20 protein-coding genes and 1 pseudogene are annotated in these 24,384 nt (G+C 72.8%); 6 read left to right on the top strand and 15 right to left on the bottom strand.

Going from position 1 to position 24,384, the window contains the following annotated elements; genetic code table 11:
• Positions 1-9 precede the first annotated feature (9 nt).
• Positions 10-774: pseudogene (locus tag CHR28_RS38145) on the top strand (D-alanyl-D-alanine carboxypeptidase family protein); the annotation flags it as partial.
• Positions 775-857: 83 nt separating this feature from the next.
• Here the strand turns inward: CHR28_RS38145 and CHR28_RS03605 are convergent.
• The 11 genes from CHR28_RS03605 to CHR28_RS03655 form a co-directional block, all read right to left on the bottom strand.
• Positions 858-2,219, bottom strand: a complete 1,362-nt coding sequence (locus CHR28_RS03605; RefSeq protein WP_094051951.1) for a glycosyltransferase 87 family protein — start codon at positions 2,217-2,219, stop codon at positions 858-860.
• On the bottom strand, positions 2,216-3,610 hold the full coding sequence (gene mptB / locus CHR28_RS03610; RefSeq protein WP_094051952.1) for a polyprenol phosphomannose-dependent alpha 1,6 mannosyltransferase MptB: 1,395 nt from the start codon (positions 3,608-3,610) through the stop codon (positions 2,216-2,218). The genes CHR28_RS03605 and mptB overlap by 4 nt, the downstream gene beginning before the upstream one ends.
• Before the next feature lie 113 nt (positions 3,611-3,723).
• Complete coding sequence (locus tag CHR28_RS03615) at positions 3,724-4,656, bottom strand: glutaminase (protein ID WP_094051953.1); 933 nt, start codon at positions 4,654-4,656, stop codon at positions 3,724-3,726.
• Between the two features lie 164 nt (positions 4,657-4,820).
• Positions 4,821-6,233, bottom strand: a complete 1,413-nt coding sequence (aspA, locus tag CHR28_RS03620; RefSeq protein ID WP_094051954.1) for an aspartate ammonia-lyase — start codon at positions 6,231-6,233, stop codon at positions 4,821-4,823.
• A 142-nt stretch (positions 6,234-6,375) separates the two neighbouring features.
• Entirely contained in the window at positions 6,376-7,395 is a 1,020-nt protein-coding gene (locus CHR28_RS03625; protein ID WP_094051955.1) for an asparaginase, read from the bottom strand.
• A gap of 32 nt (positions 7,396-7,427) precedes the next feature.
• Positions 7,428-8,870, bottom strand: coding sequence for an amino acid permease (locus CHR28_RS03630; RefSeq protein WP_094051956.1), 1,443 nt, complete (start codon positions 8,868-8,870; stop codon positions 7,428-7,430).
• The gene (locus CHR28_RS03635; RefSeq protein WP_256984106.1) at positions 8,867-9,580 is read right to left on the bottom strand and encodes a FadR/GntR family transcriptional regulator; all 714 of its coding nucleotides are present in this window, start codon (positions 9,578-9,580) and stop codon (positions 8,867-8,869) included. Before CHR28_RS03635 ends, CHR28_RS03630 begins: the two co-directional genes overlap by 4 nt.
• 194 nt (positions 9,581-9,774) lie before the next feature.
• Positions 9,775-10,611 carry an undecaprenyl-diphosphate phosphatase gene (locus tag CHR28_RS03640; RefSeq protein WP_094051958.1) on the bottom strand — a complete coding sequence of 279 codons (837 nt, stop codon included), beginning with the start codon at positions 10,609-10,611 and terminating at the stop codon, positions 9,775-9,777.
• A gap of 208 nt (positions 10,612-10,819) precedes the next feature.
• Positions 10,820-11,077, bottom strand: a complete 258-nt coding sequence (locus CHR28_RS03645) for an ArsR/SmtB family transcription factor (protein ID WP_094051959.1) — start codon at positions 11,075-11,077, stop codon at positions 10,820-10,822.
• Between the two features lie 239 nt (positions 11,078-11,316).
• Positions 11,317-12,876: a glycoside hydrolase family 53 protein gene (locus tag CHR28_RS03650; RefSeq protein WP_094051960.1), complete on the bottom strand. Its 1,560-nt coding sequence runs from the start codon at positions 12,874-12,876 to the stop codon at positions 11,317-11,319.
• A gap of 112 nt (positions 12,877-12,988) precedes the next feature.
• Positions 12,989-15,010, bottom strand: coding sequence for a beta-galactosidase (locus CHR28_RS03655; RefSeq protein WP_094051961.1), 2,022 nt, complete (start codon positions 15,008-15,010; stop codon positions 12,989-12,991).
• A 183-nt stretch (positions 15,011-15,193) separates the two neighbouring features.
• On the opposite strand from CHR28_RS03655, the gene CHR28_RS03660 reads away from it, so the two are divergent.
• From CHR28_RS03660 to CHR28_RS03680, 5 genes are all read left to right on the top strand, one after another.
• Positions 15,194-16,513 carry an ABC transporter substrate-binding protein gene (locus CHR28_RS03660; protein ID WP_094051962.1) on the top strand — a complete coding sequence of 440 codons (1,320 nt, stop codon included), beginning with the start codon at positions 15,194-15,196 and terminating at the stop codon, positions 16,511-16,513.
• Entirely contained in the window at positions 16,510-17,436 is a 927-nt protein-coding gene (locus tag CHR28_RS03665) for a carbohydrate ABC transporter permease (protein ID WP_094051963.1), read from the top strand. Before CHR28_RS03660 ends, CHR28_RS03665 begins: the two co-directional genes overlap by 4 nt.
• Positions 17,433-18,341, top strand: coding sequence for a carbohydrate ABC transporter permease (locus CHR28_RS03670; protein ID WP_094051964.1), 909 nt, complete (start codon positions 17,433-17,435; stop codon positions 18,339-18,341). The genes CHR28_RS03665 and CHR28_RS03670 overlap by 4 nt, the downstream gene beginning before the upstream one ends.
• Entirely contained in the window at positions 18,338-19,369 is a 1,032-nt protein-coding gene (locus CHR28_RS03675; RefSeq protein ID WP_094051965.1) for a LacI family DNA-binding transcriptional regulator, read from the top strand. The genes CHR28_RS03670 and CHR28_RS03675 overlap by 4 nt, the downstream gene beginning before the upstream one ends.
• A gap of 73 nt (positions 19,370-19,442) precedes the next feature.
• Complete coding sequence (locus tag CHR28_RS03680; RefSeq protein WP_094051966.1) at positions 19,443-19,832, top strand: MarR family winged helix-turn-helix transcriptional regulator; 390 nt, start codon at positions 19,443-19,445, stop codon at positions 19,830-19,832.
• A gap of 30 nt (positions 19,833-19,862) precedes the next feature.
• On the opposite strand, the gene CHR28_RS03685 is transcribed toward CHR28_RS03680, so the two are convergent.
• The 4 genes from CHR28_RS03685 to CHR28_RS03700 all read right to left on the bottom strand — a co-directional run bounded on the left by CHR28_RS03685 (position 19,863) and on the right by CHR28_RS03700 (position 24,337).
• On the bottom strand, positions 19,863-20,264 hold the full coding sequence (locus CHR28_RS03685) for an SseB family protein (protein ID WP_094051967.1): 402 nt from the start codon (positions 20,262-20,264) through the stop codon (positions 19,863-19,865).
• A 135-nt stretch (positions 20,265-20,399) separates the two neighbouring features.
• A complete protein-coding gene (locus CHR28_RS03690; protein WP_094051968.1) occupies positions 20,400-21,044 on the bottom strand; it encodes a maltokinase N-terminal cap-like domain-containing protein in 645 nt (214 codons plus the stop codon).
• Positions 21,045-21,102: 58 nt separating this feature from the next.
• The gene (locus CHR28_RS03695) at positions 21,103-22,065 is read right to left on the bottom strand and encodes a phosphotransferase family protein (protein WP_256984108.1); all 963 of its coding nucleotides are present in this window, start codon (positions 22,063-22,065) and stop codon (positions 21,103-21,105) included.
• Positions 22,066-22,369: 304 nt separating this feature from the next.
• A complete protein-coding gene (locus CHR28_RS03700) occupies positions 22,370-24,337 on the bottom strand; it encodes a heavy metal translocating P-type ATPase (RefSeq protein WP_094051970.1) in 1,968 nt (655 codons plus the stop codon).
• Positions 24,338-24,384: the final 47 nt, after the last annotated feature.

Below are 24,384 nucleotides of genomic sequence, written 5' to 3' on the forward strand. Positions count from 1 at the left end.
CTCGTCGTGATGCCCGCCGCCGCGGCCGAACCCGGCGGCGCGGAGCCCACCGCGCCGGCCGCGCCGCGGGCGGCGGCCCCGCACCCCTCGCTGCTGCACCGGCCCGGCCTGCACGTGCGCCCGCGCGCCGGCGCACCCCGCCTGCCCAAGGTCTCCGCCCTGTCCTGGGTGGTGGCCGACGCCCGCACCGGCGAGGTGCTCGCCGCCCGCAACGCCCACCGCAGGCTCCCGCCGGCCAGCACCCTGAAGACCCTGTTCGCCCTCACGGTGCTGCCGTCCCTGCCGGCGGGCATCCGGCACACGGTCCGCGCGGAGGAGCTGCGCGGCATCGGGGCCGGCAGCAGCCTGGTCGGGGTCGCCGAGGGGCGGACGTACCGGGTCGCCGACCTGTGGCGCGGTGTCTTCCTCAACTCCGGCAACGACGCCGTGCGCGTCCTGGCGGAGCTCAACGGCGGCTGGCGAACCACCGCCGAGCGGATGCAGGTCAAGGCCCGTTCCCTCGGCGCCTTCGACACGCGCGTGGTGTCGCCGGACGGCTACGACGCCCCGGGCCAGGTGTCGTCGGCGTTCGACCTGGCCGTGTTCGGGGCGGCGGGGCTGCGCAACCCGGACTTCGCGCGCTACTGCGCCACGGTCGAGGCGAGGTTCCCGGGCGGCGGCCGCTGGTCCTACCCGATCCGCAACACCAACCGGCTGCTGAGCGGCGCCCGCGGGGTGAAGCCGTACCGGGGGCTGATCGGCATCAAGAACGGCTACACCAGCAAGGCCGGCAGCACGCTCGTCGCCGCGGCGCGGCGGGACGGCCGCACCCTCGTCGTGACGGTGATGAACCCTCAGGAGGGCGACGGCTCCGCCGTCTACGAGGAGGCGCGGTCGCTGCTCGACTGGGGGTTCGGGTCGGCCGCGAGGGTCGAACCGGTGGGCTCGCTGGCGGTGCCGCGTCCGCCCGCGCGCACGGAGGTGACGGCCGTGCCCGCGGCCGCGGCGACCGTGCCGAGGGAGCCTGGGTCCGTCTGGACGGAGGCGGGGCTGATCGCCGGAGCGGCCGGTGTGGGCGCCTCGGTCGTGGTGCTGGTGCTGCGGCTCCCGGTGCGCAGGCCCGGGCGGAGCTGACCGGCCGGCAGCCGCAGCAGCAGGCCGAGGGTGATCCACGCGTACAGGCTGCCGCCGAGGAACCCGTCGATTCCGGACGCGTCGTCGAACCACAGCCAGACGACGCTGGTGCACAGCACCGCGTACAGGGCGCCCGCGACGCGGACGTGTCCGGTCCGGACCAGTACGGCGAAGGACGGCAGCAGCCAGACCAGGTGGTGCACCCACGTGATGGGGCTGACGAGGCAGGCGGCGAGGCCGGTCAGGGCGAACGCGGCCGTCCAGTCGCCCGCCGCCACGGCCCTGCGCGCCCGCACGGCCCACACGCCGAGGACCGGCAGGACCGCCGCCGCCCACACCGCACGGTCCGGTTCGCCGAGCCGGGCCAGGATTCCCTGCACGGACTGGTTCGAGACGTAGGCGAGCCGGCCCACCCGGTCGGTGTCCCACAGCGCCGTGGTCCAGTAGAAGCGCGAGGCGTCCGGGTCGATAAGGGCGGCGAGGGCCGTGGCGGCAAGGGCGACGGCCGTGGCAAGCGCGGCGGCACGCCACCGCCGGGCCACCAGCAGCAGTCCGATGAACAGCGCCGGGGTGAGCTTGACCGCCGCGGCGAGCCCGATGCCGACGCCCGCGAACCGGCCCCGTCCGCTCGCCAGCAGGGCCGCGTCGGTCAGGACGAGGGCCAGCAGCAGGACGTTCACCTGCCCGAAGCTGAAGGTGTCGCGCAGCGGTTCGAACAGCGCGAGCAGGCACGCGAGCAGGGCCCAGCCGAACCAGCCGAGCCGCCGCCACGCCGGGCCCGCCAGCAGGCGCAGGACCAGGGCGAGGGCGGCCAGGTTGAGCAGCAGGGCGGCGGCGATCGCGGTGCGCAGGTCCAGCAGGGACATCGGCAGCATGGCGACCGCGGCGAACGGCGGATAGGTGAAGCCGTACGTCGTGCCCGGCACCCGGTAGTCGTAGATCCGGCCGCCGTGGTGGACCCAGGTGTCGATGCTGCCGTGGTAGACGCGCAGATCGAAGAAGTCGCGCAGCAGGGGCACGGTCGCGGTGAAGACGGTGACCGCCAGGGCCAGGGAGCAGACCAGCAGCAGTCGGCCGCGATCGGTGCGCGGCAGCGGCGGGGTCACGCGGCGCGTCCCAGCGCCGGGGCGAGCCGGGCCTGGTGGGCCTGCCACAGCACGACGACCGCGAGCGCCCCGCCGGAGACGGCCAGCAGCAGCTGCCCGGTGTCCGCCGGTCCGCCGCTGGGCAGGACGCCCAAGGCGAGCACGCCGGTCACGGCGGCCATGCGGTGGCGCACCGAGCCGCTGGGCGCGGCGGCGGCGATCAGGAACAGGCCCCACAGGGCGTACCAGGGCCGGATCGCCGGGCCGAGCGCGGCCACCGTCGCGAGACTCAGGCCGAGCGCGTACACCGGCCGGGGCCGCAGCCGCAGCCAGATCACCGCGATCGCGACGACCGCGGCCACGATGCCCAGGGCGTGCCAGACCGGGATCGCCAGGGGCGCGAGATCACTGCCGAGGTGCTCCAGGAAAGCGCGGGTGGCCCGGCCGAGCAGGGTGGTCAGGGCCCAGTTCTGGGCTGAGACGGGCGTGTTGAGGGCACCGATCCAGCCGTACCCGGTACCGGCGAAGGCCGTGGCGGCGACGGTCGTCCCGGCCGCGGCGACGGCGGTGGCCGCGAGGGCCCGCACGGGCCTGCGGCCGGCGCGGATCTGCAGGACGACGACGGCGGCCAGGCCGAGCACGGCGGGCGCCTTGACCAGCGCGGCCAGCGTCACCAGGACGGCGCCGAGGACCGGCCACCGGCCGAGCGCGGCGACCAGCCCGATGCCCAGCAGGCCCAGCATGACGGCGTCGTTGTGGGCGCCGGCGACCAGGTGCAGCAGGACGAGCGGGTTGAGGGCGCCCTGCCACAGCGCGGCCGACGGGTCGGCGCCGCTGTGCCGGGCGAGACGGGGCAGCGCGGCCGCCATCAGGGCCACCCCGGCCAGCGCGACCAGCCGCATCCCGAAGAGCCCGGCGGGCAGTTCGCCACGGGTCAGACCGGACAGGGCGGCGGCCACGGCGAGGAAGACCGGGCCGTACGGGGCGCCGGTGTGCCGCCAGAGCGGCGCCACCTCGTCGGCGAGCGGGCCGCCGAGCCGGGACGGCCCGTGCGCGTAGACGTCCATGTGCGCCTCGACCATGGCTCCCTGGGCGAGGTAGCTGTAGACGTCCCGGCTGAACAGCGGCGGCGCCAGCAGCAGGGGTGCCGCCCAGGCGGCGAGGACGAGCAGCAGGGCGCGCGGGGCGGGTGGTCTGGGGCCCCGGACCAGGCGGCCCAGCAGCACCCAGGCCGCGATCAGCAGCACGACGCCGAAGTAGGCGCCCACCAGCCCCAGGGCGGCGCGCGCGGAGGCCGGGTGGAGGAGGTCCCGCACGGGCAGGGCCCCGGCCGTCTCACCGCCCAGGGCGAGGCAGGCGGTGCCGGCCAGACCGAGTATCTGGCAGCGGCGGAGATCGACGGGGAAAGCCATGGCCAACACTCGGGAAGCGTGTCAACGCGGGGTGGCGCGCGGGCGACGCGGCGCCCTCCGGCGGGCAGCGGATGTGTGACCGGCCGGTGATCAGGGGTTGGCCTCGCGGGGGTTCAGAACACCGACAGGCCCGTCAGTGTGGTGAATCTGTCCAGGGCCGCCACTCCCGCCACCGAGTTGCCCCGCTCGTCCAGGCCCGGGCTCCACACGCACAGGGCGCAGCGGCCCGGGACGACCGCGATGATGCCGCCGCCCACGCCGCTCTTGCCGGGCAGGCCCACCCGGTACGCGAAGTCTCCGGCCGCGTCGTACGTGCCGCAGGTCAGCATGATCGCGTTGATCTGCTTGGCCTGGCTGCGGGTGAGCAGCCGGGTGCCGTCGGCGCGTATGCCGTGCCGGGCCAGGAAGGTCGTGGCGAGGGCGAGGTCGGCACAGGACGCCGTGACGGAGCACTGCCGGAAGTACTGTTCGAGCAGGACCGGCACCGGGTTGTCGATGTTGCCGTACGAGGCCATGAAGTGGCCGAGCGCGGCGTTGCGGTCGCCGTGGGCGGATTCGGAGGCGGCGACCTCCTTGTCGAAGGTCACCTCCGGGTTGCCGCTCTCGGCGCGCAGGAAGTCCAGCAGCTCCCCCGAGGCGTCGCCGGTACGGGTGTGCAGCCGGTCGGTGACGACGAGGGCGCCGGCGTTGATGAACGGGTTGCGCGGGATGCCGTTCTCGTACTCCAGCTGGACCAGGGAGTTGAACGGGTTGCCGGAGGGCTCGCGGCCCACGTGTTCCCACAGGGCGTCGCCCTCGCGGGCGAGGTCCAGGGCGAGGGTGAAGACCTTGGTGATGGACTGGGCGGAGAACGGCTGCCGCCAGTCCCCCACCCCGTACACGGTGCCGTCGGGTTCGGCGACGGCCATGCCGAAACTCCGCGGGTCGCAGGCCGCGAGCGCCGGGATGTAGTCGGCGGCCCGGCCGCGGCCCGGGGTCCGCTCGATCTCCTCGGCGATGCGTTCCAGAACGGGCTGGAAGGTGGTCGACGACGTCATGATCACCATTGTCCCTCCGCGCCGGCGCACCCGCGCGGGGCGTCCTTGTCGCGTTGTCGTGCCGGAGCGCCGGAACGGCGGAGCGCCGGGGGCTGCCGAGCTCTCCTCGCCCCGCCCCGTCGGTGTGCGTCCCATGGCAGGGGTGAGCGGGCGGCCGGGCCGCGGCGGTCGGATCAGACCACGGCCTGTCCACCACTGCCCGCCAGGACCTCCGGGCGCAGCAGGGCCGCCAGGGCCTCGGCGGGGAGCAGGCCCTTCTCCAGGACGAGTTCGGCCACGCCCCGGCCGGTCGCCAGGGCCTCCTTGGCGATGTCGGTCGCGGCCGTGTAGCCGATGTGCGGGTTGAGGGCGGTGACCAGGCCGATGGAGTTCTCGACCGTGGCGCGCAGTGCCTCGGTGTTGGCGGTGATGCCCCACACGCAGCGCTCGGCCAGCGTCAGGCAGGCGGCGCGCAGGTGCGTGATCGACTCCGACAGGGAGTGCAGGATGATCGGCTCGAACGCGTTGAGCTGGAGCTGCCCGGCCTCGGCGGCCATGGTGATGGTGACGTCGTTGCCGATCACCTCGAAGGCGACCTGGTTGACGACCTCGGGGATCACCGGGTTGACCTTGCCGGGCATGATCGACGAACCGGCCTGCACCGGCGGCAGGTTGATCTCGCCGAGGCCCGCTCGCGGCCCCGACGACAGCAGCCGCAGGTCGTTGCAGCTCTTGGAGAGCTTGACGGCGATGCGCTTGAGCACGCCGGACATCTGCACGAACGCGCCGCAGTCCTGGGTCGCCTCGACCAGATTGGCCGCGGTCACCAGGGGCAGACCGGTGAGGGCCGCGAGGTGACGGCGGGCCGACTCGGCGTATCCGGCGGGGGCGTTGAGGCCGGTGCCGATGGCCGTGGCGCCGAGGTTGATCTCATGGATCAACTCGACGGCCTCGGCGAGCCGGGCCCGGTCCTCGTCCAGCATGACGGCGTACGCGGAGAACTCCTGACCGAGCGTCATGGGCACCGCGTCCTGCAACTGGGTGCGGCCCATCTTGAGCACGTCGCGGAACTCGACGGCCTTGTGGGCGAACGCGTCCTGCAGCACGGACATCGCGTCGAGCAGCCCGCGTACCGCGAACACCGTGGCGATCTTGACCGCGGTGGGATAGACGTCGTTGGTGGACTGGCCGAGGTTGACGTCCTCGTTGGGATGCAGGTACCGGTACTCGCCCTTGGCGTGGCCCAGCAGTTCAAGGGCCCGGTTGGCCACGACCTCGTTGGCGTTCATGTTGGTGGAGGTGCCGGCGCCGCCCTGGACGACGTCGACCACGAACTGGTCGTGCAGCTTGCCCTCGCGGATCTCCCGGCAGGCGGCGACGATCGCGGCGGCCTTCTCCGGCTCCAGCAGCCCGAGTTCCTCGTTGGCGAGGGCCGCGGCCTCCTTGACGGCGGCCAGGGCGTCGATGAGGTGCGGGTAGGCGGAGATCGGCGTGCCCGTGATGGGGAAGTTCTCCGTGGCCCGCAGGGTGTGCACACCCCAGTAGGCGTCGGCTGGAACGTCACGGTCCCCGAGCAGGTCGTGCTCGGACCGAGTGGCGGCGGTCATGAGGGTGAGGGTCCCTTTTCTAGAACGGAGAGGAGAGAGCGCCCCGCCAGGAGCACGGGGATGCGCCCGTCAGGGGCGCGGGGAACTGCGCGATCAGCCACGGAAGCGCCGCAGCCGCCGGACGGCGAGATCCGGCACGCGCTCAGGCGCGGACGGCGGCCCCGGCAAGCGGCTCCAGCGATCGCACGGGCCGCACCCGCCCGACCTCCCGCCCACCGCCCAGCAGCGGCTCACCCGCGAACCCGGTGAGCAGCTCCGGATCCACGCCCGCCCGGGCCAACGCCGCGGCGGTCACCGGCACCCGCGCCCGGTTCGCCCCGTCCGCGATCTTCACCGCGACGGCCCGCCCGTCGGGCAGCGCGGCGACCTGCACACCCTCGAAGCCGTCCTTGGACAGCAGCCCCGGCACGGCCCGCATCAGCGCGGCGACGTCCCGCCCGGAGCCGGAGGCCATCTCCGCGTGCTCGCGCATCGCGTCGGCCACGCGGGCCTCGGGCGTGCCCGGCGCGGCCGAGACGATCCGGGCGGTCGCCCGGGCCAGGCCGTGCAGGGAGATGCCGAACAGGGGCGCGCCGCAGCCGTCGACGGTGACCCGGGCGATCCGCTGCCCGGTGAGGTCCTCGACGATCTCGGCGATCGCCTGCTGCAGCGGGTGGGCCGGGTCAAGGTAGTCCTCCAGCGGCCAGCCGTTGAGGGCGCAGGTGTAGAGCATGGCCGCGTGCTTGCCGGAGCAGTTCTGCGCGAGCCGGGAGGGCGCCCGGCCCTCGCGGATCCAGGCGTCCCGGACGGCCGGGTCGAACGGCATGTCGGGCACGTTGCGCAGGTGCTCCTCGGTGAGCCCGGCGAGTTCGAGGATGCGCCGGGTGCCGGCGAGGTGGCGCTCCTCGCCGGAGTGGCTGGCCGCGGCCAGCGACAGCAGCTCGCCGTGGAGCGGCAGTCCGGCCCGGGCCATGGCAACGGCCTGGACGGGCTTGATCGCGGAGCGGGGGTAGAAGGCGGCCTCGATGTCTCCGATCTGGAGCTGGACCTCTCCGTCGGCGCCGAGGACGACGACGGAGCCGTAGTGCATGCCTTCGACGATTCCGCCGCGTATGAGATGGGCGACGGGGGCGTGGACGGGTTCACGGACCAGGGGTGCGGCCGCGAGGGAACTGCTGTGCATCACTGCCTGCTTCTCTGGGAGCGGGGCGCGGTTCACGCGTCGGCTCCGGTGGTGGACTTGCGCGCGATACGGCCGCGGATGCCGAACCATCCGGCGACCAGGGCTGCGACGATCAGCGGCAGGCACAGCACGGTGGTGCGTCCCGCGCCGCCGTCGGCGTACATGAGGACCAGGACGGAGGCGAGGAACGCCAGCGTCACGATCTCGGTCCAGGGGGAGCCCGGGAGTCGGTAGCCCGGGCGGGTCAGCTCGCCCCTCTGGGTCTTCTGCCAGAAGAGGAGGTGACAGACCATGATCATGCCCCAGGTGGCGAGGATGCCGAGCGCGGCGAAGTTCAGCACGATCTCGAACGCCTCGGCGGGCACGACGTAGTTGAGGCCGACGCCCAGCACACAGATGCCGCTGGTGAGCAGGATGCCGCCGTAGGGGACCTGGCTGCGGCTCATCACGGAGGTGAAGCGGGGCGCGGATCCGGCCATGGCCATGGAGCGCAGGATGCGGCCGGTGGAGTAGAGGCCGGAGTTGAGGGAGGACATCGCGGCGGTGAGGACGACGAGGTTCATCACGCCGCCCGCCGCGGGGACGCCGATGTTGGACAGCACCGTCACGAAGGGGCTCTCCCCGGCGGTGTACTTGTTCCAGGGCAGCAGCATCGACAGCAGGACGACCGAGCCGACGTAGAACACGCCGACGCGCCACATGATCGAGTTGATCGCCTTGGGCATGATCTTCTCGGGGCTCTCGGTCTCACCGGCGGCGACGCCGACCAGCTCGACGGAGGCGTAGGCGAAGACGACGCCCTGGATGATCAGCAGCATGGGCAGCAGGCCGTGTGGGAAGACGCCGCCGCTGTCGCCGATCAGGGACGGGCCGGGGGTGTGGCCGTCGACGGGGTGCTGGGTGACCAGCAGGAAGATGCCGATGCACATGAAGACGACCAGTGCGCCGACCTTGATGATCGCGAACCAGAACTCCAGCTCGCCGAAGATCTTCACCGAGATCAGGTTCACGGTGAGGACCACCGCCAGCGCGATCAGGGCGAGCACCCACTGCGGGATGTCGGAGAACATGCCCCAGTAGTGGGTGTAGGTGGCGACGGCGGTGATGTCGGCGATGCCGGTGGTGGCCCAGTTCAGGAAGTACATCCAGCCGGCGCTGTAGGCGCCCTTCTCCCCCATGAACTCGCGTGCGTACGACACGAAGGCGCCGGAGGAGGGCCGGTAGAGCACGAGTTCGCCGAGGGCGCGGACGACGAGGAAGGCGAACAGGCCGCAGACCGCGTAGGCGATGAAGAGGGAAGGGCCGGCTTCGGCGAGGCGGCCGCCGGCGCCCAGGAAGAGGCCGGTGCCGATGGCGCCGCCGATGGCGATCATGTTGACGTGCCGTGACTTCAGGGACTTGCTGTAGCCCGCGTCTCCGGCGTCGACATGGCCGGAACGTTTCTGCACTCCGTCGTGCAGGGACTGCTCGCTCACGCCTCGGGTCCGCCTTCCGTGGGGTTTTCCGTGCCGGTGGCCGTGGGGGTGTCCGTGGGGGTGTCCGTACGCGGGGAGCGCACGATGTCGGTGAGGGTCGTCTCGACGCGGTCGAGGTGGTGGGCCATGGCCTCCACCGCGTCGTTCTCGGAGCCGTCGATCAGCGCCTCGACGATCGCCCGGTGCTCGCGGTTGGACTGCTCGCGGCGTCCGCCGAGCTCGTTGAGGAAGGCCGACTGGCGGGCCAGCGCGTCCCGGATCTCCTCGATCACCCGGCGGAAGACCGGGTTCTGGGCGGCTTCGGCCACCGCGAGGTGGAACAGCGTGTCCATGGCGACCCAGGCCGTGGTGTCGGTCTCCCGCTCCATGCGGTCCAGCAGATGGGCCAGGTGGTCGAGGTTCTCCGGGGTGCGGCGCCGGGCCGCGTACCCGGCGACCGGGATCTCGACGTGCCGGCGGACCTCCAGCAGGTCGCTGGCCGCGTAGTCGCCGAAGGTGGGGTCCTCGACGGTGCTGGCGACGACGAAGGTGCCCTTGCCGGTCCGGGACACCGTCAGGCCCATGGTCTGCAGGGCGCGCAGCGCCTCGCGCAGCACGGGCCGGGAGACCTCCAGGGTGCGGCAGAGCTCCGCCTCGGAGGGGAGCTTGTCGCCGATGGCGTACTCGCCCCGTTCGATGGCGCCGCGCAGGTGCGCCAGCACCGCTTCCATGGCACTGACGCGACGCACAGGCTGTCCGGCTGTCCGGCTGTCTGACAGGTTCACGGGAGAGATACTCCGGCCGACGGCTCAAGCTGTCAAGGGGCGCCCCGGAGGGGCGCGGGGAACTGCGCGAGGAGCCACGACGGCGCCGCGGACAGACGACGGCGCGCCGCGAACAGACGACGGCCTGGCCCCCAGGCCACTCAGCTGTGCAGCACACCCGCCCCGAGCAGCCCGAACAGCAGCACACCGACCGCGACCCGGTAGACGACGAACGCGTTGAACGAGTGCTTGGCGACGAACTTCAGCAGCCACGCGATGGAGGCGTACGCCACGACGAAGGAGACGACCGTGCCTACGGCGAGTGGCGCCGCGCCCACCCCGGTGCCCAGGGCGTCCTTGAGCTCGTACAAGCCGGCACCGGTGAGCGCGGGGATGCCGAGGAAGAAGGAGAGCCGGGTGGCGGCGACGCGGTCCAGGTCGAGGGCGAGCGCGGTGGACATGGTGGCGCCGGAGCGGGAGAAACCGGGGAAGAGCAGGGCGAGGATCTGGGAGCCGCCGACCAGCATCGCGTCCTGGAACGAGGTGTCGTCCTCGCCGCGCTTGTGCCGGCCCGTCCGGTCCGCCGCCCACATCACGCCGCTGCCGACGACCAGGGAGCCGGCCACCACCCACAGCGAGGCGAGCGGGCCCTCGATGAGCGGCGCGGCGGCCAGTCCCACGACGACGATCGGGACAGTGGCGCAGACGACCCACCAGGCGAACCGGTAGTCGTGGTGGTGACGCTCCTCGCGGTGGCGCAGCCCGCGCCCCCAGGCCGAGACGATCCGCACGACGTCCTGGAAGAAGTACACGAGCACCGCGGCGATCGCGCCGACCTGGACGACGGCCGAGAACCCGACCACGGCACGGTCGTCCACAGGGATGCCCATGAGCCCTTCGGCGATCTTCAGATGGCCGGTGGAGGAGACGGGCAGGAACTCGGTCACCCCCTCGACGGCACCGAGGACGACGGCCTGACCGACGGAGATGACGCTCATGGGATCCCGTTCTGCTCGGGAGGGGCGGGAAGCGGAGAGGCCAGTCGTACTGCACGCGGGCGAGAGCGGATCTCACCCGGGCGTGCGCGCGCACCCCGAGAACGCTTTCTGCCCCGCCTCTTCCTGCCGCGGCGCGAGGCCGGACAGGGAGTCACCACCCGAGCGGTTCACACCCACTCCTTACCCGTCGGGCCACCGGTCGGGTCCCCTACCAGCCCTTCTCGAACATGCGGGCGACCTCGGCGATCCGGATGTCGTCGCGGTGGTAGCACACGCGGTCGCCGGACCGGCTGCTGCGCAGCATGCCGGTGGCCTCCAGCAACCGCAGGTGGGTGGCGGCGACCGGGCCCGGCAGCGCGAAGCGCTCGGCGACGGCGTCCGCGGTGACCCCGCCCGCGGCGGTACCGGGTTCCCTCAGCCAGGCCAGGATGTGCAGCCTCGTCTCGTCCGTGGGAGTCCTCAGCATGACGTGCCCCTGCCTCGCGGCGTCGTCCTCTGCACCGCGTCTTCCCACTGTCCCGCACTCGATGCGGCCGTGTCCGGGACTCGGCAGGCTTGACCGATACGTACCGCCCACGCGGCGAACTGCCGTACGACACAGAGCAGTTCGGCGCGGGCAAGGGAGGTGGCGAGGCGGGGAGGGACGCGCCCGGCAGGCGGGGAGGGACGCGCCCGGCGGAAGGTTCGCGCCCCTCCCCCACCGGCTCAGCGGTGGCGGAACCAGGACATCGACGCGAGCGCCCGGTCGTCGTAACCGAACAGTGCCTGGTTCTCCCAGGCGTTGCCGGAGGACGGGTCCGTGGGGTCCCAGCCGTTGCCGGGCACGGCGGTCCAGGTGGCCTCCCAGTAGAAGATGCCGAGGCCGCGGCCGTTCGGGACGGCCTCCACGATGCTCGCCACGTCGTTCATCCACCGGCTCTGGCCGGCCACACTGGCCGGATAGCCCGGGACCAGCTCGCCGGCGGTGTCGATGATGTTCTCGTGGGAGTCCTCGCTGTCCAGGCGGAACGGATAGGCCGTCTCAGCGACGAACACCGGCTTGCCGTAGCGGGTGGCCGCGTCGTCCAGGGTCGTCTGGAAGTCGGCGAGGGTGCCGTGCCAGTAGCCGTAGTACGACAGGCCGATCGCGTCGAACCGCACGCCGTGCGAGCGCGCGCTGTCGAACCACCAGCGGGTGCCCTCCAGATCACCGCCCTCGGCGAGGTGCAGGGCCACGGCGGTGGCGGAGTCGACCGCCTTGACCGCGTCGTACCCGGAGTTGAGCAGACCGGCCAGCTGCGTCCAGTGGGAGGTGGATCCCTCGTCCCACAGCATGCCGCCGTTGATCTCGTTGCCGACCTGGACCATGTCGGCGGTGGTGCCCTGGGCCTTCAACGCGCTCAACACGTCGTACGTGTGGCGGTACACGTCCGTCCTCAGTTGACCGTACGTGTGCCCCGCCCAGGCCGCGGGCTTGTCCTGACGGCCCGGATCGGCCCAGAAGTCGGAGTAGTGGAAGTCGACCAGCAGCTTCATGCCCTGGGCCTTGACGCGCTTGGCCACGGCCAGGACGCGGGCCTTGTCGTTGAACCCGTCGGCCGGGTCGACCCACACCTTGAGGCGGGCGTAGTTCATGCCGTTCGACTTGAGGACGGACAGGGCGTCGCCGGCGGCACCCGAGGCGTTGCGGTAGACGCCGCCCTTGGCCTCGCTCTTGGCCAGGGACGAGATGTCGGCGCCCTTGATCGACGTGCCGGAGGTGCCCGGCGCGAACGTCAGGTCGTCCACATTGATCCAGTTGCCCGCGTTCGCGTCACTGTTGACGCTGATCGTGCACTGGTTGCTCGTCACGTTGACCGGCACGACGATGCGGATCCACCCACTGGCCGAGACCGGCAGGTCGGTGCGCTGCTCGGCGCCGCCGCAGTTCTTCAGCGCTATGTAGGCCGACTTCTGCCCGCCGCCCGAACGCACCCAGGCGGTGAGCCGGTAGGCGCCGTTGGTGAGTCCGGACAGGTACTGGTACGTCTCCACCTTGTAGGCGCCGGCGGCCCAGTGGCTCAGGCGGTGGCTGCCGCCGTGGCCGCCGGACTCGGTGAACGAGGCGCCGGTGTCGCCGTACTCGGACCAGCCGGCCGGGGTGGCCGTGCCCGCGCCGTCGGCTTCGAAGCCGCCGTTGGTCAGCGTGCTCGCGGCGTGGGCGGAGCCGGCGGGCAGGGCGGTGAGGGCCAGCCCGGCGGCCAGCGGCGGCAGCAGGGCCCTCAGGGTGCGTCTGGGATGGAACATCGTCGTCCGTCGTCCCTTCGACGTGGGGTCGGTTGGTGCCTCCCGCCCTCGGCCGGGCCGGGAGAGCCCCTCCGCCCGCAGCTCGTGGCACGCGCGGGCGGAGGGAGTCGGTTCAGCCGTCGAGCCGGACGACCCGGACGGCTCCGGCCGGGACCGCGAGACGGCCGGCGGCGCGTTCGCCGGTGAGCAGCTCGGTGCCGGGCACCTCCAGCGGCACCTTGGCGTCCGCGCCGGTGTGGTTGACGGCGAACAGGTAGGTGCCCGACTCGCCGGTGCGGCGCACGACTTCGACGTCCCGGGGCAGGTCGGGGCGCGGGGCGATCCGGGCGTCCGCGGCCGCCCTGCCGAGCAGCGTGTCCAGGCCGTCGGCGCCGAGCCGGGTGGAGACGTACCAGGCGGTGCCCTCGCCGAGGCGGTGCCGGGTGACGGCGGGCAGTCCCGCGGCCGGGCCGTCGGCGTAGGCCAGGACCGTGTCGGCGCCGCGGGGCACCACGAACTCGGTCCACACGTCGGCGCCCAGCTCGGTCCCGTCGGGTCCGGTGATCCGCACGCGTTCGCCGGGCAGCAGCGGGGAGAACTCCTCGACCGTCAGGCCGAGGACGTCCCGCAGCGGGCCCGGGTAGGCACCCTCGTGGACGGCGTCGTGCTCGTCGACGATGCCGGAGAAGTACGAGACGACCAGGGTGCCGCCGCCTTCCACGTACGCCGTCAGGTTGCGCCCGGCCGCCTCGGTCATGAGGTACAGGGCCGGGACGACGACCAGGGGATACCTCGACACGTCGGCTTCCGGGTGGGCGAAGTCGACGGTGAGGTGACGGTCGTAGAGGGCCTCGTAGAAGGCGTCGGCGCGCTCGCGGGCGTCGTGGTCGACGCTGGGGCGCCAGTCGAGGGTCTGCGCCCACCAGGAGTGCCAGTCCCACAGCACCGCCACGTCGGCGTCGGTGCGCGTGCCGCGGATCTCTGCCAACGCGTCCACGAAGGAGCCGAGTTCGACGACCTCGCGCCACACACGGGTGCCGGTGCCGCCGTGCGGGACCATCGCCGAGTGGAACTTCTCGGCGCCGCGCCGGGACTGGCGCCACTGGAAGAACATGGCGCCCTCGGAGCCGCGTGCCACGTGCGCGAGGGAGTTGCGGGCCATCTGCCCGGGGGCCTTGGCGGGGTTGCGGGGCTGCCAGTTGACACCCGAGGTGGAGTGCTCCAGCAGCAGCCAGGGGGCGCCGCCCGCGACGGAGCGCGTGAGGTCGGCGGCCATGGCGAGGTTGACGTGGGTGCGGCGGCCGTCGGTGATCAGGTAGTGGTCGTTGGTGACGAGGTCGACCTCCCGGCCCCAGGCCCAGTAGTCGACCGAGTCGCACTGGCTCAGGGCCGTCATGAAGTTGGTGGTGACCGGAACGCCCGGGGAGAGGCGGTGCAGGATGTCCCGCTCCATGCGGAAGTTCTCGCGCATGGTGGCGTCGGCGAACCGCTTGTAGTCCAGCGCCTGGGCCGGGTTGACCGTCGCCGGGGTGAGCCGGGGCGGGCTGATCTGCTCGAAGTCCGTGTAGCGCTGGCCCCAGAAGGCCGTGCCCCAGGCCTCGTTGACCGCGTCGACCGTGCCGTACGCGGCCGCCAGCCAGCGGCGGAAGTGGGCGGCACAGGAGTCGCAGTAGCAGGCCGAGACGGGGACCCCGTACTCGTTGTGGACGTGCCACAGCGCCAGGGCGGGGTGGCTTCCGTACCGCTCGGCGAGCGCGGTGGTGATGCGCGCGGCGGCGGCGCGGTAGTCGGCGTTGCTGTGGCAGACGGCCGCGCGGGAGCCGAACTCGTAGCGCACGCCCTCGGCGGTGACGGGCAGCGCCTCGGGGTGCGCCCGGTAGAACCAGACGGGCGGGACGACCGTCGGGGTGCCGAGGTCGACGCGGACGCCGTGCTCGTGGAGCAGGTCCAGGAGCCGGTCCAGCCAGCCGAAGTCGTAGGTGCCGGGTGAGGGTTCCAGCAGGGCCCAGGAGAAGATCCCGACGCTCACCATGGTGACGCCGGCCTCGCGCATCAGCCGGACGTCCTCCTGCCAGACGCTTTCCGGCCACTGCTCGGGGTTGTAGTCCCCGCCGAAGGCGAGCCTGGTGAGGCCCCTGGGGGTGGTGTCCGGCATGGATGGTCTCCCGTTGATCGATCAATTGGGAACGTGCACACACAGCAGCGCGGTGCGGAGCCCAACATAACCGCACAGCTCCAACCATTGACAAGTGTCCGGGATGTTTCTCTACTGTGAACGCTCACAGAACCAGGGCAGGTCCTCGCAGCGGGCGAGGACCCCAGGTCAGGGGAGAGATCCATGCCGTACACGACGCGCCGCCGCCTCGTGACATCCGCCGTCGCCCTCGCGCTCGGCACCACCGCCCTCGCCGCCTGCGGCACGGAGTCCGGGGACGGCGAGACCGCCTCGGGGCCGGTCTCGCTGACGTACTGGACCTGGACGCCCGGCATGGACAAGGTCGTGGACCTGTGGAACAAGGGGCCGGGCAAGAAGGACCGGATCACCGTCACGGTGAAGAAGCAGGCCTCCGGCGACACCCTGGTCACCAAGATCCTCACCGCGCACAAGGCGGGCAAGGCGCCCGACCTGGTGCAGGCCGAGTACCAGGCGCTGCCCACGCTCGTCAGCAACGACGCGCTGGCGGACATCTCCGAGACCGTGGCCGGGGCGAAGGACCGGTTCGCCGACGGCGTCTGGCAGCAGACGACCCTGGGTACGGACGCGGTCTACGCGGTCCCGCAGGACATCGGGCCGATGATGTTCTACTACCGCGAGGACCTGTTCGAGAAGTACGGCCTGAGCGTGCCCACGACCTGGGACGAGTTCGCCGAGACGGCCCGCGAGCTCAAGAAGGCGGCTCCCGGCAAGGACCTGACCACCTTCTCCGCCAACGACTCCGGCCTCTTCGCGGGCCTCGCCCAGCAGGCGGGCGCGCGGTGGTGGACGACCTCCGGCGACCGGTGGAAGGTCGCGATCAATGACGCGGCCACGCGGAAGGTCGCGAAGTTCTGGGGCGGCCTCGTCGAGGAGGGCGCCATCGACAACCAGCCGATGTACACCCCCTCCTGGAACAAGGCGCTCAACACCGGCAAGCAGATCGCCTGGGTCAGCGCGGTGTGGGCCCCGGGCACCCTCACCACCGCCGCGCCCGACACCCGGGGCAAGTGGGCCATGGCTCCCCTCCCCCAGTGGTCGGCCGGCGAGAACCGCACGGGCAGCTGGGGCGGTTCCTCCACCGCCGTCACCACGGACTCCGAGCACCGGGAGGCCGCCGCGAAGTTCGCCACCTGGCTGAACACCGACCGGGCCGCCCTGAGCGCGCTGGCCAAGGAGAGCGGCATCTACCCGGCCGCCACCAACGCCCAGACCAGCGGCGCCTTCCTCAAGCCGCCGGCCTACTTCTCGAACCAGGCCGACTTCTACTCCAAGGCCGCCGGCATCGCCGGGACCACCGCGCCCTCCGCCTGGGGCCCGAACGTGAACGTCGCCTACACCAGCTTCAAGGACGCGTTCGGCGCCGCCGCCAAGAACAAGTCGGACTTCGGTGCCGCGCTGGACACGATGCAGGCCGACACCGTCGCCGACATGAAGAAGCAGGGCTTCGAGGTCGCGGAGTGAACAGCACGGCACGCCGGCGGTCGTACGGGGTCAAGGGGGCCCCGTACGCCTTCCTCCTTCCCGCGACGGTCCTGTTCGCGCTGTTCTTCGCCCTGCCCGTCGGCTACGCGCTCTGGCTCAGCTTCCGCAAGGTGAAGGTCTCCGGCCTGGGCCTCGGCTCCGGCGCCCGCACCGAGGTCTGGGCCGGACTGGAGAACTACACCGACGCCCTCTCCGACAGCGAACTGCTCGACGGCGCCCTGCGCGTGCTGGGCTACGGCTGTGTCGTCGTCCCGGTGATGCTGGGCCTCGCCCTGCTCTTCGCGCTCATGCTCGACTCGGAGAAGGTGCGGCTCACACCCTTCACCCGGCTCGCGATCTTCCTCCCCTACGCCGTCCCGGGCGTGGTGGCGGCGCTGCTGTGGGGCTTTCTCTACCTGCCCGACGTCAGCCCCTTCCACTTCGTCCTCGACCGGCTGGGGCTGCCGCGGCCGGACCTGCTGGACGGGGGGCCGCTGTACCTGGCCCTGTCGAACATCGCGGTGTGGGGCGGCACCGGCTTCAACATGATCGTCATCTACACCTCGCTCCGGGCGATCCCCGCGGAGGTGTACGAGGCGGCCAGGCTGGACGGCGCGACGCCGCTGCAGATCGCCCTGCGCATCAAGATCCCGATGGTGGCCCCGTCGCTGGTGCTGACGTTCTTCTTCTCGATCATCGCCACGCTCCAGGTGTACAACGAGCCCACCACCCTCAAGCCGCTCACCAACTCCGTGTCCACGACGTGGAGTCCGCTGATGAAGGTGTACCGGGACGCCTTCGGCGACGGCGACATCCACGGCGCCGCGGCGCAGGCCGTGATCATCGCCTGCGTCACCCTGCTGCTGTCCTTCGGCTTCCTGCGAGCCGCGAACCGTCGTCAGAAGCAGGAGGCAGCCCGATGAGCTCCCTTGCCGTCCCCCAGGCCGAACCGGTGGCGGGCAGCACGCCCGGCACGGACCGGGACCGCCCGCCGCTGCGCCGCCGGATCGCCCTGGTCCCGACGGTCACGCTGCTGCTGGGCGCCCTCTACTGTCTGCTGCCCGTGGCCTGGGTGGTCATCGCGGCGACCAAGTCCGGCCGTGAGCTGTTCTCCACGTTCACGTTCCTGCCCGGCACGGGCTTCGCGGACAACGTCCGGGACCTGAACGCCTACCGCGACGGCGTCTACTGGCAGTGGATGGGCAACTCCGCCCTGTACGCCGGCCTCGGCGCGCTGCTGTCGGCGTGTGTCTCGGCGGTCAGCGGCTACGCGCTGGCGGTCTACCGCTTCCGGGGCCGCGAGACGCTCTTCAACGTGCTGCTCGCGGGCGTGCTGATGCCTCCGGTGATCCTCGCCGTCCCGCAGTACCTGCTGCTGGCGCAGGCCGATCTCACGGACTCGTACCTGTCGGTGCTGCTGCCGCAGATCCTCTCGCCCTACGGCGTCTACCTGGCCCGGATCTACGCCGCGGCGGCGGTGCCGGCCGACGTGGTGGAGGCCGGGCGGATGGACGGGGCGGGCGAGTGGCGGATCTTCACCCGGGTCGCGCTGCCGATGATGGTCCCCGGCCTGGTGACGGTGTTCCTCTTCCAGTTCGTGGCGATCTGGAACAACTTCCTGCTGCCGTACATCATGCTCAGCGACGACGAGAAGTTCCCGATCACGCTGGGACTGTTCACGTTGCTGGAGCAGGGCGCCAACTCCCCGGCGCTGTACACGCTGGTGATCACGGGCGCGTTCCTGGCCGTGCTGCCGCTGGTCGCGCTCTTCCTGGTCGTCCAGCGGTTCTGGAGTCTGGATCTGCTCTCCGGAGCCGTAAAGTCATGACCATGAACGCTGCGGGGGGCAGGCGCAGGCCGCCCACGATCCACGACGTGGCGCGCGAGGCGGGAGTCTCGCGCGGCACCGTCTCACGTGTGCTCAACGGCGGCCACTACGTCAGCCCGGCCGCGCAGGAGGCGGTCAACGCGGCCATCCGCAGGACGGGTTACGTCGTCAACCGGCACGCGCGCTCCCTGATCACCGGCCGGTCGGACTCGGTCGGCTTCCTGCTCACCGAGCCACAGGAGCGGTTCTTCGAGGACCCGAACTTCAACGTCCTGCTGCGCGGCTGCACCCAGGCGCTGGCCGCGCACGACATCCCGCTGCTGCTGATGCTGGCGGGCACCGAGGACGAACGGCGGCGCATCACCCGGTACATCACCGCCGGGCACGTGGACGGGGTGCTGCTGGTCTCCAGCCACTCCGGCGATCCGGTCGCCGAACAGCTGCGCGGGGCGGGGGTGCCGCTGGTCGCCTGCGGGAAGCCGATCGGGCTGGGCTCGAAGGTGAGTTACGTGGCCGCCGACGACCGGGACGGCGCCCGGGACATGGTGCGCCATCTGCTGTCGCTCGGCCGGCGCCGGGTGGGCACGGTGACCGGCCCGCTGGACACGCCCGGCGGTGTCGAGCGCCTCGCCGGGTACCGGGAGGTGCTCGCCGAGGCGTGCCTGGAGTTCGACGAGAAGCTCGTGGTCCCCGGCGACTACAGCCGGGCCGGCGGGGAGGCGGGCGCCGAGCGGCTGCTGGCGCAGGCCCCGGACCTGGACGCGGTGTTCGTCGCCTCCGACCTCATGGCCCAGGGCGTGCTGGCCGCGCTGCAGCGGGCGGGGCGGCGGGTGCCGCAGGACGTCGCGGTGGGCGGCTTCGACGACTCCCCCGCCGCGCTCGCCTCCAGCCCCGAGCTGACCACCATCCGGCAGCCGTGGGACCGGATCAGCGCCGAGATGGTCCGGGTGCTGCTGGCGCAGATCGGGGGCGAGGATCCGGCGGCGGTGATCCTGCCGACGGAGCTGGTGAAGCGGGAGTCGGCCTAGCCTCCGGGAGCCGGGCGCACAGCCCTGCTCCATGCATGCTCATGGAATGCCGCGCCGGTGTTACCGTTCCCATATGGCAGCGAAAACGGCCGGTGCGCGGCTCGAGGAGCGGTGGCGGGACATCCTGTCGGCGCACGCGCGCACGATGTGCGAGATCGACCGGGCTCTGCATCCGCACGGCCTCGGCGCCTCGGACTTCGAGGTCCTCGACATGCTCGCGACGGCCGGGCCCGAGCAGGGCGACCAGTGCCGCGTGCAGAACCTGGTGGGGCGGGTCCATCTGAGCCAGAGCGCGCTGTCGCGGCTGATCGCCCGGCTGGAGAAGGACGGGCTGGTCACGCGGTCGGTGTGCGAGGAGGACCGGCGCGGCGTCTGGGTCGCCCTCACCGCCAAGGGCCGTGACCTGCACGCCGAGGTGCTGCCCCTGCAGCGGGCCGCACTGGCCCGGACCCTGGGCGAGTAGTCCCCCAGAGCCCGGACGGGGCGGATCCTCCTACGGGCGTGCCAGCAGGGTGCGGACTCCCTCCGAGGTGAGCGTCAGCCGGTGCTCCGAACTGCCGTCGATGGTGAGCGACAGATCGTCGGCCGGCCACTGCGCGGCGAGGGCGCCGAGGGGCACCAGACGGTAGCGGGACACGAACGGCAGCAGCCCGGCCATCTCCACCTCCGAGGTGAACACGGGCACCACCGGCTCGCCGCCCGGCTGCTCCAGCACGGGCAGCGCCACCGCCGAGGGATTGGCGGCGTCGGCGTCGTTCGCGTCGTCGGGCACGGGGATGAGCACGTCGCTGTTGGCGAGCGCGTCCAGAGCCGCCGCGTCCTCCGTGTTCTCGGCGAGGACGTCCAGAGCCCGCTGGGCGGGCGTGGGCGTGGGGTCGTTTGCGGGTGTCTCCATGGCAGATTCCCTGGTAGCGGCGGTCGTGCGGCCCACCCGGGGCATGATCCGCCCCGGGTGCGGTCCTGCTCGCGTACCCGAACGAACCCGGGGCAACCCTCGCCGGTCCCGGAGGTTCCCTGGAGGGCTCGGGGATCACTCGTGCAGAACGGCGAGCAGCCCGCGCACCCGTGTGCCGTCCGGCAGCGTCCAGGAGCCGGCGAGGTGGCCCGTCGCTCCCCCGGCGGCGGGTGGGCCGTCCGGGGCGGGTTCCAGGACCCGGTGCAGGCGCAGCACCGGGCCGCGCGGCGAGGTCAGCCGGGTGCCGTCGGTGTCGTCCGTGGCGGTGAAGTCGGTGGGCAGGGGGCCGTCGCCGGTGCGGGAGACGGTGACGTCGTCGTCGGGGCGGTCGCTGATGTTCTGGTCCTGTGCCCTGGTCCGGCCTTCGAACAGGGCCGGCAACCGGTCGAGGAGGACCGGGTCGTAACAGCCGTCGTAGGCCCAGCGCGGCCCGAGCACGCCGTGCTCCATGGTGCCCACGAGGGCGTGCTCCGCCCCGGGGAGCGGGGCGCCGCGGTAGGTGAGCGGCACCAGATAGGCCGTGGGCGCGGGACCGGGGCCGTCGGTCACGATCATGAACTCGATCCCGACCTCCCCCTGCGGGTCGTCCAGCCGGAATCCCCCGGCCTTGGCCGGCCGCGGCTCGCCCGCGCCCGCGCGGTACCAGGGGCGGGAGGGCAGCCAGGCGGCGAGCAGTTCGAGCTTGGTCGGTGTGAGTGTGGTCCGGTGGATGACGGCCATGCCGTGATTTCCCTCCGTCGGGTCGTGGGGCGGGAGCCTTCGAGACTGTGCCGTGTGCCTAGCCGGCGGATCCGGCGCCGAAGACGTCGTTGTGGCGCAGCTGTTCGGCGCACCAGCGGAAGTGCCCGTCGCCGTCGTCCGCGCCGAAGAGGTCGTAGGTGGTGAGGGCGTACGCCGCCTGGTAGGCGGTGAGGGTGGCGGGTGCGTGGCCCAGTTCCCGGGCGAAGAGGCGGGTGAGGCCGTCGGTGTGCCGGCGGGCGTGGGGGCCGTACATGTCGCAGACCGCCGCGGTCACGGCCGCGTCGAAGGCGGGGTCGCCCGCGGTGGTGAAGAAGCCGAAGTCGAGCACGGCTACGGGGCGGCCGGCGCCGTCGACGTGGATGTTGGGCGGGACGAGGTCGCCGTGGATCACGCTGACCGGGCCGTCGGGCAGGGACCGCAGCGCCTGAAGCGTGCGGGCGACCCCGGCCTCGAAGCCGGGCACCCGCGCGGCGAGGGCGGCACCGTTCCGGGTCACGGAACGGGTGACCAGGGCCGCGAGCGCGTCCTGGAACCGGTCGTGCCCCTCCCACAGCGGGCGGTCGTCGCCCTGCACGGTCAGCCGGCGCATGGCGTCCGTGCCGGGCACCGAGGCGAGGCCGCGCAGGACGCTCAGCAGGGTGTCCGTCAGCCGGACGGGCAGCTCGCGCTCGTACTCCTCGTGCGCGGAGTCCGCCCGCATCGGGGTGCCGGGCAGTTCGCGCTCGTACGTCACCGTGACGCCTCGGTGCTCCTCGACCGCGAGGATCTCCGGGGTGGCGAACGGCAGGGCGTGCCGCGCGAGGTCCGCGTACACCCGGCGGGTGAGCTCGGACGGTGGCCGGCCGGTCCAGACCTTGGCGATCCGTCCCTCGCCCAGCCGGTAGACGACTCCCTCCACGCCGGCGCCGATCCGACGGGCACCGGGGTGCCCGCGCCCGGCGAGGTACCCGGGCCACGGGTCGTCGGCGGGGCGCGTCATGGTGTGCCGTGAGATCTCCACGCGGGCATGAGATCAACTCGGCCCGACACCCGGCAAGTTCCCGGACGCGGAGGATGTCATCACCATCGCCCCGCAGCTGTGGGCGGGCACGGGGTGGGCACGCCAGGGTCTGGCACATGGCGGGCCCGACCGGCTCCTGCTCCTGCTCCCGCTCCTGGACCTGGACCGCATCGACGGCCCGGGCGAGGGGCCCCGGGCCGACACGCTCGCCCCGGTCGACCCCGTCGTACGGGCCGACACCCTCGCCCCGGCCGACCCCGTCGTACGGGCCCGCAGCGGTCCGCCGCCGGTGCGCCGACGGGACTCAGCCGCTTCCCTCCGCGGCGGCGCGCCGCCAGGCCGACTCCCGCAGCAGCCGCAGGCCGTTCAGGCCGACGAGGACCGTGGAGCCCTCGTGCCCGGCGACGCCCAGCGGTAGCGGCAGGTCGCCGGCCAGGTCCCACACCACCAGACCGGCGATGAACACCCCGGCGACGACCAGGTTCTGCACGACCAGCCTGCGGGCGCGGCGGGAGAGGGCGACGGTGGCGGGCACCGCGGCGAGTTCGTCGCGCACGATCACGGCGTCGGCGGTCTCCAGGGCGAGGTCGGAGCCCGCCCGGCCCATGGCGATCCCGGTGTGGGCGGCGGCCAGGGCGGGCGCGTCGTTGACGCCGTCCCCGACGACCAGCACCTTGCGGCCCGCGTCCGTCATCTCCTGGACGGCGGCCAGCTTGTCCTGGGGCAGCAGCCCGGCGCGCACCTCGTCGAGGCCGGCCTCGGCGGCCAGGTGCGCGGCGGCCCGCGGGTTGTCGCCGGTGAGCAGCACGGGGGCGGTGCCGGCGAGCCGGGCGAGGGAGGCGACCGTCCCGGCCGCGTCCGGGCGCAGCCGGTCGGCGATGCCGAGGAGCCCGGCGGGGACGCCGTCGACGACGACCAGGACGGCCGTACGGCCCGACTCCTCCAGTGCGGCGGCCGGGCCCGGGACGTCGTCCGCCAGCCGGGCCGGGGCACCCACCGCGACGGTGCGGCCGGCGACGACGGCGCTCACGCCGACACCGGGCGTGGACGTGAAGTCCGCCGCCTCGGGCAGGTCGAGGCCGCGCTCGCGGGCGGCGTCCACGACCGCCCGGGCCAGCGGATGCTCGCTGGGCCGCTCGGCCGCCGCCGCGAGGGTCAGCACCTCGTCCTCGGACAGGCCGGGGCCGGGCAGCGGCCGGACGTCGGTGAGGCGCGGGGTGCCCTCGGTCAGCGTGCCGGTCTTGTCCAGGGCGACCGCGTCCACCTGGCCGATGCGCTCCATCACCACGGCGGACTTGACCAGCACGCCGTGCCGTCCGGCGTTGGCGATGGCGGAGAGCAGCGGCGGCATGGTGGCCAGCACGACCGCGCACGGCGAGGCCACGATCATGAAGGTCATGGCGCGCAGCAGCGCGTCGGTGAGCTGCGCGCCGAAGGCGAGCGGCACCAGGAAGACGGCCAGGGTCGCGGCCACCATGCCCAGCGAGTAGCGCTGTTCGACCTTCTCGATGAACAACTGGGTGGGCGCCTTGGTCTCGGACGCCTCCTGCACCATGCGGACGATCCGGGCGATCACCGAGTCGGACGCGTCGCGTTCGACCCGGACGCGCAGGGCGCCGGTGCCGTTGAGGGTGCCCGCGAAGACCTCGTCGCCCGGTTCCTTGGGCACGGGGAGGGGTTCGCCGGTGATGGTGGCCTGGTCGGCCTCGCTCGCCCCGTCCAGGACCAGCCCGTCGGCGCCGATCCGCTCCCCCGGGCGCACCAGGACGGTGTCCCCGACCGCCAGTTCCCCGACGGGCACGGTCTGTTCACTGCCGTCGGGGGCCAGCCGGGTGGCGGTGGCGGGGGCCAGGTCGAGCAGGCCGCGGACGGAGTCGGCGGTACGGGCCGTGGCCAGGGCCTCCAGCGCGCCGGAGGTGGCGAAGATGACGATGAGCAGCGCGCCGTCCATCACCTGCCCGATCGATGCCGCGCCCAGGGCGGCGACGACCATCAGCAGGTCGACGTCGAGGGTGCGTTCCCGCAGCGCCTTCAGCCCTTCCCAGCCCGGCTCCCAGCCGCCCGTGACGTACGCCAGCGCGTACAGCGGGCCCCAGGTCCAGGCGGGAGCTCCGGTCAGGTCCAGGGGCAGCGCGAGCAGGAAGAAGACGGTGGCCGCGGTGGCCCAGCGCGCCTCGGGCAGCGCGAGCACCCGGGTACGGCGCCGCGGGACGGCTCCGGCCCGGGCGGATTCGGCCCGGTGCACCGGCTGCGGCGTGAGGGTGGAGGTCATCGGGGGTCCTTCTGGCGGGGGCGCGTCGGCGACCCTCACCATACAGG

It is taken from the genome of Streptomyces sp. XY006 (assembly GCF_002237655.1).
Classification (GTDB): domain Bacteria; phylum Actinomycetota; class Actinomycetes; order Streptomycetales; family Streptomycetaceae; genus Streptomyces; species Streptomyces levis.